Below are 13370 nucleotides of genomic sequence, written 5' to 3' on the forward strand. Positions count from 1 at the left end.
CCCCCCCCCCCCCCGCCCCCCCCGGGGCCCTGTGGTGTGCCCGGATCAGCCCAGGACGACCGGCAGACGGTCCAGGCCGCTGGAGACGATCGACGCCGTCTCGGGGAACTCCTCGCCCTCAGCCAGGCGGAGGTTCGGGAACCGGGTGAACAGCTGCTCCAGCGCCGTGATCCCCTCCAGCCGGGCCAGCCCCGCGCCCAGGCAGAAGTGGGGGCCGTGCGAGAAGGCCAGGTGGGAGTTCTGGGCGCGGCGCAGGTCGAAGACGTGCGCGTCCTTCCCGTGCTGGGCCTCGTCCCGCCCGGCGGCGCCGAAGCCCATCAGCAGGGCCTCGCCCTTGGGCACGTCGACGCCGCTGAGGGTGACGTCCTCCGCCGTGTAGCGCAGCGGCAGGTACTGCACGCTCGCGTCCCAGCGCAGGGTCTCCTCCACGGCGTCGGCCCAGGTCGCCTCGCCGCCGCGGATCAGGGCGAGCTGGTCCGGGTGGGTGAGCAGGGCGTGGACCGCGTTGCCGATGAGGTTCATCGTGGTCTCGTAGCCCGCGCCGATCATGAGGATCAGGGTCCACACGAGTTCGCTCTGCGACAGCCGCTCGTCTCCCTCGGCGCGCGCCTCGAAGAGGGCGCTGGTGAGGTCGTCGCCCGGGTTCTTCGCCTTCTCCTCGGCCAGGTCGCTCAGGAAGCTCTGGAGGTCCATGTTGGTCTGGGCTGCGACCTCCGGGGTGATGGTGGCGTCGAAGACCCGGTGGATCAGCGTGTGCAGGGTGTCGCGGTACTCCTCTCCCACGCCGAAGAGCTCGGAGATCACCGTCATCGGCAGGGGCAGCGCCAGGCCCGCCCGGAGGTCGACCGGTCCCGGCCCGGCGGCCTCGGCGGCGTCCAGGAGTTCCGTGGTGATCGCCTCGACGCGCGGGCGCAGCGCCTCCACACGACGCGGGGTGAACGCCTGGGACACCAGGGCACGCAGCCGCCGGTGCTTGTCCCCGTCCGCGGTGAGCATGTTGTCCGGGGCCACCCAGGAGATGAGCGGCCAGTCCATGGGGATCTCGCCCTCGGCCCAGGGGCGCCAGTGCCGCGCCTCCTTGCGCACACCCGGGTGGGCGAGCGCCTCCATGAGCACCTCGTGCCCGGTCAGCGCCCGAACAACCACGCCACCAACGATCTCAACTTCGACGACGGGGCCTCGGGAACGGAGCTCTGTGGTCTGTCGGTGGAGGTCGTAGGGGTGGAGGACGGGGATGTCTGTTGCCATGGAGGTGTCGTGCCTTTCGGGGAGGCGGGGGTGAACGTGACCGGCAGCTGCGAGAGCGCCAGAGCGAAGGGGGCGGGTCGTCGTAGGACCTCCTCCTTGCTCGTCCTGAGGTCGGGGAGGCGCTTGGTGAGGCTCTCCACGCCGACTTGGGCGATAGCGTACGCGAACCCCTGTGCCGGGCACCGGTGCGGGCCGACCCCGAAGGCCAGGTGTGCGCGGTTGCCCGACTCGATGTCCGGACCCTCCCCGGCCATGGTGGCGTGCGCGGCCGCGTACCCGAGCAGGATCGGCTCACCGGCCCTGATCACCGTGCCGGTACTGACCCGCACGTCCTTCACCGGGTAGAGGACGGGGTAGTTGTTGACCGGGGGGTCGACCCAGAGCAGCTGGTCGATCGCCTCGCTGATCCCCACGCGGGCGCCCCGGAACGCCTGCCGGACCTCGTCGTCGACCAGCAGCGTGTGGGTGGTCCCGGAGATGAGGTTGGCGGTGGGTTCGGCCCCGGCCCCGATCGTCACCACCAGCTGGTGGAGCAGTTCCTCGTCGCTGAGCCCCGAGCGGTGCTGGAGCAGCCAGGAGGTGACGTCCTCGCCGGGCTGGGCGTGCTTGGCCGAGATCGCGTCGGACAGCGCCCGCTCGTACTCGCCGTTGGACCGGACGACGTCGATCCCGTCCCACAGGGCGCTGAGGGAGTTCAGGACGCGCTCTCCGATGTCGCGTGAGAAGCCGAAGACCTCGCACAGGACGAGGAGGGGGAGCAGGCGCGCGTACTCGGAGACGAGCTCGGCCTCACCGCGCTGGCAGAAGGCGTCGATGAGGATGTCCGCGTGCTTGCGGGTGATCTCCCCGATCCGGCTCTCCGGGACGCGGCCCAGGGAGTCGATCACCGAGCGCTTCAGGCGGGCGTGCTCGTCGCCGTCGGAGAACAGGAGGTTGGGGCGGTGCATCATCATCGCCACGACCGGGGCGTCGTCGGGGATGCGGCCCTCGCGCCAGTCGAGCCACAGGCGTGAGTCGCGGCGGAAGGTACGGGTGTCCCGGCACCACGCGGTGATCAGCGCGTAGTCGGCGACGACCCAGGCCTTGATCCCGGGGAAGATCTCGGCGGGGAACACGGGGCCGTGTTCCTTGACCATGCGCCGGTTGACCGTGTGCGGGTCGGCGGTGAATTCAGCGGAGTGCAGCTCCGCGTACGGGCATCGGGGGGCCACGGGCATCCTGTCCTGGGAGGCGACGAAGCGCCCAGTCTAATGAAACTTTGGGTTCTTTTTACACCTTGCGTCACTACTGAATCTCTTGCCCCACGGGCATTTCGGATGGCATGTCGGAGGGAGCCCTGCTCAGGGCTGCCCGGGCTCCGGGTTCGGACACCGGGTGCGAAATCGGGCGAGGGTGCGCTGACCAGCGCGGCCGCGTCCGGACACGGATCGCGTGCGGGGGTGACACCTCACGGTGATCGTTCCGCGCGGTGGCCGTCTGGCGGATCCCCGGTGACCGTGACCACCACGGGACGCGGTCGTGAAAGGCCGTCTGGTGGAGACTCGGGGCCTGTCCCGGGAGCGCCTGTTCGATCCGACGGGTGCTCCGCGCGGCGATGGCCGGGGGTGCCGGGAGCGGAGGCCGCAGTGGTCGCTCCGCTTGCTGCGGGAATCGGTCGTCCACCAGGCGGCGAACCAGACCGGTGTCGATTTCGGAGAGCTGGGGCGGGGCGGTCTCCGTCGTCGGGGCGTGGTCCTCCGCAGTCGGTGTCGAGGTTCCAGACATCCCGCCTTCGGGGGCCTCCGGGCGTGCACCGCCTTTCCGCACGGGGTGGTCGGGTCCTCGCTCCGGACCTCGAACCTCAGGGGTGCGCCACGAGCACGGCCCCGTGGAACACGTCCGGGCCCAGCGTGGACATCGCGTCGAGCGAGGGGTCCGGAACGGGCATCAGGTGCGCGTCCACCCAGGTGTCTCCCGTCGCGGCGTTGGTCCAGGGGTCCTCGACCACCACGGCCCCCGGCACCGCTCCGTGGCAGAGCACCCAGTGCGGCACGTCGAACCCCTGCATGGTGGCCAACGAGAGCAGCAGGAGGACCTGAGCGCCCCCGGTCACGGCCGCGCGCAGCTCGTCCGGGGACAGGCGGCGGGGGTCGACCGGGAGTCCGGCCCGGGCCGCGTCCGCCCGGGAACGGCGCTGGAGGACGGCGCGCCACTCCCGCTCGTCCCCGGAGTAGGAGTCGAGCAGCACGGGCTCGTCGGTGTCCAGGCGCACCGTGACGGCCGCGTCCGGCCACGCGCGGTGCACGGCCAGGCCCAGACCCACGGGTTCGCAGGCGGGGAAGTTGGTGGCGTCGCGCCACAGGGCCAACTCCTCCGCGCGGTCCAGGGACCCGGCGGGCACCGCCCCGGCCCGGACACCGGCGGTGAGCGCGGTGACGGCACCACAGGTGAAGTGGGTGGTCTGCCGGTAGTACGGGGGCTCGACCACCTCGGCGTCCGCCAGCCAGCGCACGTGCCCGGCGGGTGGCTGGCCGGGGTCGTCCACCTGACCGCGCGGGGCGTCCAGCGCGGTGAAACCGAGGTCCTCCGCCTGCTCGGGGTTCACGGTCCAGCCCTCCCACTTGACCTGGGAGAGCCCTCGCTCGCGCGCGAACGCGACGACCGCCCGGACCGTGCGGGGCCCCTCCCCGACGACGTCGACGATCTTCGCGTACGCCGCGCCGGGCCGGGACGTCACCAGGGCGGCCCCGGCCCAGGCGCCCGGTGCCGCTCCGGTGACGGCCACGACCACGGGGGAGTGGGTCGAGCGGTCGGGAGCCGCCCAGCGTTCACGCACCTGAGCGGGGAGGATCGGAGGCAGCTCCGGGGGCGGCGCGGCGGGCTCGAACGGGACGATGACACGGCCCTCGGACGGGACCTCGTGGGAGTGCATACGGTGCTCCGGGTGTTCGCGGGGGTGGACGGCACCGGTGCGGCGCCGTCGCCGTTCATGCGCGCGAGCGGCGCAGGATCCAGATCAGGTAGGGGCCGCCGACCAGGGCGATCATGAGCCCGGCCGGGACCTGTGCGGGCGCGATCAGGGTGCGGCCCAGGGTGTCGGCGACGCACACGAGGAGCCCGCCGGAGAGCATCGCGACCGGAACGCTGCGGGCGTGCCTGGCCCCGACCAGGGAACGGGCCAGGTGGGGCGCCACCAGACCGACGAAGCCGACCACCCCCACCGCGACCACGCTGACGGCGGCCAGGACGGCGGCGAGCGCCAGCAGCGCCAACCGGGTCCGGCCCACCCGCATACCCAGGATGCGCGGGGTGTCCTCGTCCACGGCCAGCAGGTCCAGGTGGCGGCTGAGCCCGAGGACCAGGGGTGTCGCCACGAGGAGGACCACGGCGACGGGCAGCACGTCGGGCAGGGTCCGGCCGTAGGTCGTCCCGGACAGCCACGTGAAGATCCGCGGCGTCTGCCAGGGGTCGGCGCGCAGCAGGAGGAACGTGGTGACCGCGGTCAGGCTGTACCCGCACCCGATGCCGACCAGGACGAAGCGGTCCGGGCGCAGACCACCTCGCCAGGCCAGGGCACAGATCAGCGCGAAGGTGGCCAGGCCCGTGAACACGGCCATGGTGGTCAGGGATCCGACCCCTCCCGCAGGGTTGGTGGTCACGACGATCACCGCGCCCAGGCCCGCGCCGGCCGTGATGCCCAGCAGTCCCGGCTCCGCGAGGGGGTTGCGCACGGTGCCCTGGACGACGCTCCCGGCCAGGGCGAGCGCCGCTCCGGCGAGGAGGGCGGCGGCGACACGGGGAACGCGATCGTCGAGGGCCCGTGCGACCAGCTCCGGGGCGGTTCCCTGGAACCAGAGCAGGAGGTCCCCGGTCCGCAGCCACAGGCTGCCAGCGAGGACCCCGACCAGCGCCGACACGACCAGCAGCACGGCGGTCACGAGCAGGACGCCGAGGAACCTCCGGGGGGAGCGCGGACCGGATCCCGTGCCCGGAGGGCGGCGGAGCGGACCCGCGTCACGCAGACGCAGCGCCAGCACGACGATGAGGAGGCCGCCCAGCAGCGCCGTGGGCACCCCCGTGGGGATGGACGCGGCTCCTTCGGCGCCCAGGAGGGCGCGCAGGGACGCGTCCGCGAGCAGGATCAGGACGGCGCCGAGCAGCCCGGAGACGGCCACCAGGAACAGGTGCCGGTGCAGGGCGGGGACGCGGGCGGCGATCAGCCGCGCCAGCACGGGGGCGCCCAGCCCGATGAACGCGATCGGTCCGGCGAGCGTCACCGACACCCCGGTGAGGACCACGGCGCAGAGCACCGCCGTGATCCGGGTGGAGCGCACCGGGACGCCGAGCGAGGACGCGGTGTCCTCGCCCAGGCCGAGCACGTCCAGGCGGCGGCTCAGCAGGAGCGCCACCACCAGCACCGCGACGATCAGCGGCAGCGCGCGCAGCGACGCGTCGATGTTGAGCTGGGCGAGGGATCCGCTGCCCCACGCGAAGAGCCCGGTGGTGTTGTCCTTGAACAGGATCAGCAGCATGCCGGTGGCCGCGTCCAGGGCCATCGCCAGCGCCGAACCGGCCAGCACCAGCCGCGTGGTGGCGGTCCCCCCGGCGCTTCCGGCGAGCGCCAGCACGAGCGCGGCGGCCAGCAGACCGCCGCCGAAGGCCACCAGCCCCGAGGCCCAGAGCGGGACGGCGAGACCGAACGCGGCGACCAGGGTGAGCGAGAAGTAGGAACCCGCCGTGACGGCGAGCGTGTCGGGGGAGGCGAGCGGGTTGCGTGTGACGGACTGGAGGAGCGCACCGGCCACGCCCAGGGCGAAGCCCACGGCCACTCCGGCGAGGAGGCGGGGGAGCCGCGAGCCCTCCAGCACGTGGCCGACCGGCACCCCGCTGACCTCCTCCCGGTCACCCGCGAGGAACCGGACGAGGTCCCACCAGCCCACGCCGGACGTGCCCTGCGTGAGGTGCCACAGTCCCAGCGCGCATATCGCGGCGGCCAGTACCGCGACCACCGCCGCCCCCGCGGCCGCACCGCGTGGGCCGGTTGCCGCGCCACGGGGGTCGGGGCCCGGCCCTGCGACCGGCCGGACCCCGGGGGAACGCGGGTCGCTCATTCCTGGGTGAGGGAGTCGACGAAGGCGTCGATCGCCTGCGCGGTGGAACGCGGGCCGCCCGCGCCCCAGACGCGCGGCGGGAAGGCGTGCGCCCGCTCCTCCTGCACGGCCGGGAGCGAGGTCCAGATCGGGTTCTTCTCCAGCTCCTCCACGTAGCCGCCGACACCCTCGTCGTTGGCGTAGAAGAGGTTGGCCTCGCCCACGGCGGTCAGGCCCTCGACGTCGGTCTGCGCGAGCCCGTAGGAGGGGTCGACGCCGCCGTCACCGTAGGCGTCGTTGATGTCGTCGGTCCAGGCGGAGGTCATCCCGAGCTCCTCGCCGAGCGCCGTGAACAGGGCGCCCTGACCGTAGGGGCGGATGGTGAGGTTGCCGCCCTGGAGCCAACCGTCGAAGAAGAGGAAGTCGGTGGTGGGCAGGTCGACGTCGGCCACCTGCTCGCGGGCCCCGGTCAGGTGGTCCTCGAACTCCCGCACCACCTGGTCGGCGCGTTCGGTGCGCCCGGTCGCTGCACCGATCTGCTCGAAGACGTCGAGCATGTTGCCGACGGGGTCGGCCGGGTCGGCGCCCCGGGTGACGAGGACGGGCACGCCGCGCTCCTCCAGCCGGGCGATGATCTCGTCGTCGGGTCCGGCGGCCTCCACGATGACCAGGTCGGGGTCCTGCGCGTAGAGGGTGTCGAGGTCGGGCTCCTCGCGGTTGCCGACGTCCGTCACGCCCTCGGGCAGTTCCTCCGCGCTCACCCAGGTGCGGTAGCCCTCGGGGTCCGCGACGGCCACCGGGGTGACGCACAGCGTGAGGGCGTCCTCGACCTGCTGCCACTCCAGGACCGCGATGCGTGCGGCGGGCTGGTCGAGTTCCACCTCGCGGCCGACCCCGTCGGTGAGCGTCACCGGGTCGGGCGAGGTGGAGGTGGTGTCCGCGGCGCAGTCCTCCGAAGGGGGCGCGGCGACAGCCTCGGGCTCGGTCTCGTCGACACTCGTGGTGCCGCACCCCGACGCGATCAGGGCGACGGCCACGGCGGTGAGGGTCGCGAGTCTGCGGGCACTGGTCATGGTGGGTTCTCTCTGCTCTGTACTGCTCTGGGGACTTCGGGGCGGGGGGCGGGGGCGAGGATCAGGGGGCGCGGTGTCCGGAGGAGGGGCTACCGGTGGGCCGGGTGGCGCCCCACGGGGTCCATGCGGAGCCGACCGGTGGCCGGGTCCGCCGTGACCTCGATCCGGATGCCGTACACCGCGCTGAGGTTGTCGGTGGTGAGCACCTCGGACGGCGGTCCGTCGGCGTGCGCCCGACCGGAGCTCAACAGCAGCACCCGGTCCGCGACGCGCGCGGCGTGGTCCAGGTCGTGCAGCACGACCCCCACCGCGACTCCGTGGTCCTCGACCAGGTCGCGGATCAGGTCGAGGGTCTCGACCTGGTACCGCAGGTCCAGGTGGTTGGTGGGTTCGTCCAGCAGGACCACGCCGGTGTCCTGGGACAGACAGGCGGCCAGCCAGACGCGCTGCATCTCCCCGCCGGACAGCCGTCCGGCGGCGCGGTCGGCCATGTCCCGCACCCCGGTGACGCGCATCGCGCGCTCGATCGCCTCCCGGTCCTCGGCGGTCGGTCCCGCGAACCCGCGCCGGTGGGGGTGTCGGCCGAAGGCGACGACCTCGCCCACGGTCAGCCCCTCCGGAGTGGGCCGGGACTGGGCGAACAGCGTGACCTCACGGGCGAACCGGCGTGCGCTGAGCAGGGACACCGGGCGGTCCGGCGAACCGTCGCGGCCACCGAGCGTCACCTCGCCGCCGTCGACCCGGTGGAGCCGCGCGAGGGCGCGCAGGAGGGTGGACTTGCCGCTGCCGTTCGGTCCCACCAGGGCGGTGACCCGTCCGGCCGTCATCGTCAGCGAGGCTCCGTGGACGACGGTGGTCCCGCCGTGGCTGAGGACGAGCCGGTCCCCGTGCAGGGAGCTCACGGGCGGCGCGGCGCTCGGCGCGCCACCCGCCCGTAGGGTGCGACGAAGCAGCCGTGAGCAGGGGTGACACCAGGGGAAGTTAGGTTAGCCTTCACTCACTCAGAATAAGTTCGGCGGCGTCCTGGCTGCAATCAGGACTTCCGGACAACCGATACGGAGAACCGGTCAGCGCCCGCGCGGGCCACCCGTGAACGCGCCCGGCGTCGTGCCCATCACGCGTCGGAAAGCGTCGATGAACGTGCTGGTCTGGGCGTATCCGAGGAGTTCGGACACCTCCTGGACCTCGTGCCCCTCACCGAGCAGCGCCAGGGCGCGGTGGACGCGCAGTGACTGTCGCCACTGCGCGAAGGACAACCCCGTGGACGCCCGGAACACACGACTGATCGTGCGCGGACTGGTGTCCAGGTCCCGGGCCCACTCCTCCAGGGAGCGGTCGTCGGAGGGGTCCTCCATCAGCGCCTCCGCGATGGTGTCCGCCCTGGTGTCGCCGGGCAGTCGCAGCGCCAGTCGTGGGGCGGTCGGCTCCAGGAGGTCGAACACCACCGCCTCCGCGCGCGCCCGTGCCCCGGCGTCGATGTCCGTACGGGCCAGGTGGATCAGCAGCGACTCAAGGGCGGGGGTCATCGTCACGGCCGTCGGTTCCCCGAACGCCAGCGGCGTGCGGTCCGGGGCGAAGAAGGCGTTGTGCAGCCCGGCCCCGGCCGTCAGCCGCCCCGCGTGCACCTCGCCCTCGGGGACCCACAGCCCGCATCCCGCCGAGACCGTGAAGAGGCGGTCGCCCACTCGGGCGGTCAGCGCCCCGTGGCTCACCCACACCAGCTCGTGCGCGGGGTGCGCGTGCGGCTCCCACTCGGTGGGTCCTCCCGGCGGGTGGGACTCCGAGACGATGACGAAGGGGGAGTCCGTGCCCTCGGGCAGCGCGGAGGCGCGGCGCAGGCGGGTCCTGGGCTCGCGCCGCCAGGCGCCCAGGCCGGCGCCCTCGAAGTCCACCGCGATCTCGGCCGCAGTCACTGGCGTTCCACCCCCCGACTCCCGGAAGCCATCGCCGACGCCCCGTGCCGACACCTCAAAATAGCTGAATCCGCCCAGGTCATCACTTGGGGGGTGGTTCTCGCTCCGGGGGTGGCGTGCCCGGGTCAGGCCGTGGTGGTGCCCCGCTCGGCGGGACGACGCACACGCACCACCTGGGCGAGCAGGGCCAGCACGGGCAGTTCCAGCAAGGGACCGACCACGAGAGCGACCGCGATCAGCGGTCGGTCGGGGAACGCGGCGACCGCGATCGCCAACGCGATGGGGGAGTTGCGGGCGGTGGTGACCATGGTGAGGGTCACCCTCTGGTCGGCGGGCAGCCGCCACATCCGGGACAGGCCGACCGCGACCAGCGGCAGGACCACGAAGAAGACCGCCAGGGGCACCAGCAGGGCCGCCAGGTCACCGAGGTGTTCCAGCACCGTACGCGCCTGCCAGGCGAACATCGCGAACACGGCCGTGTACAGCAGCGGGAGCACCAGGCGCCCGGCCGGTCCGGTCACGTGGCGCTCGCGCCAGTCCGCGTCCCCGAACCGGGCCGAGGCCCACCGCACCAGCATCGCCACGGCCAACGGCACCACCAGGACGAGCAGGACCGCCTCCGCGAGGGTGCCCGCGTCGACCATGAGGGCGGGCCCGCCCAGCAACAGCACGTACACCGGCAGCAGAGCCAGCTGGAGGACCAGGTTGACCGGCAGCAGCGCGGCGGCGATCCCGGTGTGCCCCCGTGCCATGGCGGTGAAGACCAGGTACCAGTCCGTGCAGGGGGTGACCAGCAGCAACAGCAGGCCGACGCGCAGGTCCGGCTGACCACCGAGCAGGCCCGCACCCAGGGCCCAGGCCAGCGCCGGTGTGAACACGAAGTTCAGGACCAGGCTCAGCACCACCAGTGTCCGGGCGCGGCGGACCTCACCCACGTGGGCGGCGTCCATCTGGAAGAACACCGCCGCGAGCATCACGAGCAGGGCGGGCAGCACCACGTGTTCGGCCGCCGGGCCGATCGGCAGCGACAGGCCCGCCGCCAGGCCGGTCGCGGCGGCCAGCGCCACGAACAGGCTCTGGAGTCGTTCGGCGGTCGACAACGGTCGTTCTCCTCGGAACGGCGTACGGCTCGGGGGGCCGCGGTCCCGTTCACTGTACGGCGGTCAGGAAGTCCAGGAGGGCCCGGTTGACCTCGTCGGGCCGCTCCTGCTGGGTCCAGTGGCCGCAGCCGGGCAGGGTGACGTCCGCGTGCAGCTTCGGGGCGATCCCGGACAGCACCGCGCGGAGTTCGGGGACACCCTCCAGGGTGGTGACCATGTCCCGGTCACCCACCACGTACAGCGCCGGGACCTCGACGCGCAGCCCCTGGAACGCCGCCATCAGGCCCTGGTTGCGGTCGATGTTGCGGTACCAGTCGAGGGGCCCCGTGAAGGCGTCCGGGGCCGCGTGGTCCGCCGCGAACACCTCGACGTCCTCGGCGGTGAGCCAGGCGGGCAGCTCCTCCGGCTCGGGCAGGGTGTCCAACAGACGGGCTCCCTCCGGGACGATCCAGGGACGCGGCTCGTGGGCGCCGGAGGCACCCACGAGGATCCGCCTGACGGTCGCGGCGGGGTCCGCCGACAACTCGGCGTCGGCCCGACCGGGCTCCTGGAAGTAGGCCTGGTAGTAGCCGTCACCGTAGGTGCGTCGGGAGGAGGTGACCGACGGCATCCCCACGGGCGGCACCGGCGGCACGCTCAGCCCCGCCACGGCGCGGACGAGGTCGGGGCGGAGCAGCGCCGTGGTCCAGGCGACCACCGCCCCCCAGTCGTGCCCGACCACCACGGCCTCCTCGGCGCCCAGCGCGCCGATCAGGGCGGTGACGTCACCGACCAGGTGGGGGAGGCTGTACTCCTCGGTGCTGGGCGCGCGGTCGCTGCGGGCGTAGCCGCGCTGGTCCGGGGCGACCACCCGGTACCCGGCGTCGGCGAGGACGGCGAACTGGTGCCGCCACGAGTACCAGCTCTCGGGGAACCCGTGCAGCAGCAGGACGAGCGGGCCCTCGCCCTGCTCCGCGACGTGCAGGCGGAGGCCGTTCACCTCGACGTGGTGGTGCTGGACGCTCAACGCGACTCCTCTCGTGCCCCGCCGGGGGGAGTCCCGGCGGGAACCGGACCGGAGGGGCCAGCCTAGGGGGATCGGCGACGCCGGGGGAGGCCTGCTCAGTGCTCGCGGTTGAACGCCCAGACCGACAGGGGGGCGAACACCGCCACCAGCCCCGCGGACCAGACCAGCGTGAGGGTGACCGCGTCACCCGCCGGGGTGCCGGTGAGCAGGGCGCGGACGGCGTCCATGGCGTGGGTGACCGGGTTGGTCTCGGCCCACGAGCGCAGCCAGTCGGGCAGGGTCTCGACCGGAGCGGCCATGCTGGTGCCCAGCAGCAGCGGCAGGATGGCCACGAAGGTGACGGCCATGACAGCGCCCTCGTCGCGCAGCAGCACGCCCAGGAACACCATCACCCAGCTCAGCCCGACCCCGAAGCCGATGGCCAACGCGCAGGCGGCGAGCGCGGAGCCGGGGTCGGTCTCGACCCGGAACCCCATGAGGTGGCCGATCACGAACAGGACCACCACCGTGATCACGTAGCGGACCAGGTCGGCCAGGACCGATCCGAGCAGAGGGGCGGAGCGTGCGATGGGCAGGCTCCGGAACCGGTCGTAGACCCCCTTTTTCATGTCGATGTTGATGGTCAGCCCCGAGGAGAGCATCCCGGCGATGCCCGCGCCCATGACGAGGACGCCGGGGAAGAGGTACTGGAGGTAGGCGTCGGTGGAGCCGGACACCGACCCACCGAAGAGGTACACGAACAGGACCATGAACAGGGCCGGGGTCATCACGCCGTTCACGAGCGAACCCGGGTTGCGCAGGGACTTGGCCAGCCCGCGCTGGGCGAGGACGAGGCCGTGCCGGACGAGCGGGGCCGGGCGCGGGGCGCCGGTGCGTGGCTCGGTGGTGCTCATGCGGGGGTCTCCCTCTCGGTGTCGGTGTCCCGTGGTGCTCCGGTGAGTGCGAGGAACACCTCGTCCAGGCTGGGCAGGTGCAGGGAGAACTCGGTCACCGCCACCTCCCGGTCCCGCAGTTCCAGGGCCATGTCCCAGGCCGAGGTGTCGCCCTCGACCGGCACGGACAGGGTCTGGCGGGTGCGCTCGGGCTCTCGGCCCGTGACCCGGCGCATGACCTCGGCGGCCTCCTCGGTCCGGGCGGGGTCCGTGGTGCGCAGGGACACGGCCTGCCCGCCCACCACGCGCTTGAGCTCGGCTGGCGTGCCGTCCGCGATCACGCGGCCCCGGTCGATCACCGCGATGGTGTCGGCGAGGGCGTCGGCCTCCTCCAGGTACTGCGTGGTGAGCAGCACGGTGGTGCCCTCGGCGGTGAGTTCGCGGACCATCCGCCACAGGTCCTCGCGTCGTCCGGGGTCGAGTCCCACGGAGGGCTCGTCGAGGAAGACCACACTGGGCCTCCCCACGAGGCTGGCCGCGAGGTCCAGGCGGCGCCGCATGCCTCCGGAGTAGGTGGAGAGAGGGCGCCGGGCCGCGTCGGTGAGCCCGAACCGGGCCAGGAGGTGGTCGGCGCGGGCCCGCGCCTCCTCCCGGCGCAGGTCCAGGAGCTGGCCGAGGAGCACCAGGTTGGCCCGTCCGGTGAGTTCGTCGTCGACCATCGAGTCCTGTCCGGTCAGGCCGATCAGCCGGCGTGCCCGAGGGGCCTCGCGCACCACGTCGTGGCCGCCGACCGAGGCGGTGCCCTCGTCGGGGCGGGCGAGGGTGGCCAGGACGCGGACGGCCGTCGTCTTCCCGGCGCCGTTGGGTCCCAGGACGGCGAGGACCGACCCGGGACGGGCGGCCAGGTCGACCCCGCTCAACGCGGTCGTCCGGCCGAACCGTTTGACCAGGCCCCGGGCCTGGAACGCGTACTCAGTCATGGTGCACTCCACCCTCCAACGGGTTCAAATGATGTGAGTATTCGAATGATGACAGTATCTGAGTGTCTCCGGTATCTCAACGTAGGATGGGGGGACCGAGACGAGGAGG

General features: G+C 72.9%; 11 protein-coding genes. All 11 read right to left on the reverse strand.

The features are described from left to right. Positions 1-45: 45 nt before the first annotated feature. Positions 46-1146: a cytochrome P450 family protein gene (locus tag ACRWK8_RS16045; RefSeq protein WP_378739337.1), complete on the reverse strand. Its 1101-nt coding sequence runs from the start codon at positions 1144-1146 to the stop codon at positions 46-48. Beyond that, positions 1128-2459, reverse strand: a complete 1332-nt coding sequence (locus tag ACRWK8_RS16050; RefSeq protein WP_378739339.1) for a cytochrome P450 family protein — start codon at positions 2457-2459, stop codon at positions 1128-1130. The genes ACRWK8_RS16045 and ACRWK8_RS16050 overlap by 19 nt, the downstream gene beginning before the upstream one ends. A gap of 629 nt (positions 2460-3088) precedes the next feature. Further along, positions 3089-4159: a peptidase C39 family protein gene (locus tag ACRWK8_RS16055; RefSeq protein WP_431871216.1), complete on the reverse strand. Its 1071-nt coding sequence runs from the start codon at positions 4157-4159 to the stop codon at positions 3089-3091. A 55-nt stretch (positions 4160-4214) separates the two neighbouring features. Beyond that, positions 4215-6338, reverse strand: a complete 2124-nt coding sequence (locus ACRWK8_RS16060; protein ID WP_431871218.1) for an iron ABC transporter permease — start codon at positions 6336-6338, stop codon at positions 4215-4217. Further along, entirely contained in the window at positions 6335-7390 is a 1056-nt protein-coding gene (locus ACRWK8_RS16065; RefSeq protein ID WP_431871220.1) for an iron-siderophore ABC transporter substrate-binding protein, read from the reverse strand. Before ACRWK8_RS16065 ends, ACRWK8_RS16060 begins: the two co-directional genes overlap by 4 nt. Positions 7391-7479: 89 nt before the next feature. Further along, a complete protein-coding gene (locus ACRWK8_RS16070) occupies positions 7480-8292 on the reverse strand; it encodes an ABC transporter ATP-binding protein (protein WP_378739347.1) in 813 nt (270 codons plus the stop codon). Between the two features lie 165 nt (positions 8293-8457). Next, positions 8458-9303: a helix-turn-helix domain-containing protein gene (locus ACRWK8_RS16075; RefSeq protein ID WP_378739349.1), complete on the reverse strand. Its 846-nt coding sequence runs from the start codon at positions 9301-9303 to the stop codon at positions 8458-8460. Between the two features lie 125 nt (positions 9304-9428). Continuing rightward, entirely contained in the window at positions 9429-10403 is a 975-nt protein-coding gene (locus ACRWK8_RS16080) for an arsenic resistance protein (RefSeq protein WP_431871223.1), read from the reverse strand. Positions 10404-10452: 49 nt separating this feature from the next. After that, positions 10453-11409, reverse strand: coding sequence for an alpha/beta fold hydrolase (locus tag ACRWK8_RS16085; RefSeq protein WP_378739353.1), 957 nt, complete (start codon positions 11407-11409; stop codon positions 10453-10455). 95 nt (positions 11410-11504) lie between these two features. Continuing rightward, positions 11505-12302: an ABC transporter permease gene (locus ACRWK8_RS16090; protein ID WP_431871225.1), complete on the reverse strand. Its 798-nt coding sequence runs from the start codon at positions 12300-12302 to the stop codon at positions 11505-11507. Then, a complete protein-coding gene (locus tag ACRWK8_RS16095) occupies positions 12299-13261 on the reverse strand; it encodes an ATP-binding cassette domain-containing protein (protein ID WP_431871227.1) in 963 nt (320 codons plus the stop codon). The genes ACRWK8_RS16090 and ACRWK8_RS16095 overlap by 4 nt, the downstream gene beginning before the upstream one ends. Positions 13262-13370 lie beyond the last annotated feature (109 nt).

Origin of the sequence: Nocardiopsis eucommiae (genome assembly GCF_965344335.1) — a bacterium.
Taxonomy (GTDB): Bacteria; Actinomycetota; Actinomycetes; order Streptosporangiales; family Streptosporangiaceae; genus Nocardiopsis; species Nocardiopsis eucommiae.

Coding starts and splice junctions, on each gene's coding strand:
- ACRWK8_RS16055 (WP_431871216.1), bottom strand. CDS start 4,159: ATGCACTCCCACGAGGTCCCGTCCGAGGGCCGTGTCATCGTCCCGTTC.
- ACRWK8_RS16065 (WP_431871220.1), bottom strand. CDS start 7,390: ATGACCAGTGCCCGCAGACTCGCGACCCTCACCGCCGTGGCCGTCGCC.
- ACRWK8_RS16090 (WP_431871225.1), bottom strand. CDS start 12,302: ATGAGCACCACCGAGCCACGCACCGGCGCCCCGCGCCCGGCCCCGCTC.
- ACRWK8_RS16060 (WP_431871218.1), bottom strand. CDS start 6,338: ATGAGCGACCCGCGTTCCCCCGGGGTCCGGCCGGTCGCAGGGCCGGGC.
- ACRWK8_RS16095 (WP_431871227.1), bottom strand. CDS start 13,261: ATGACTGAGTACGCGTTCCAGGCCCGGGGCCTGGTCAAACGGTTCGGC.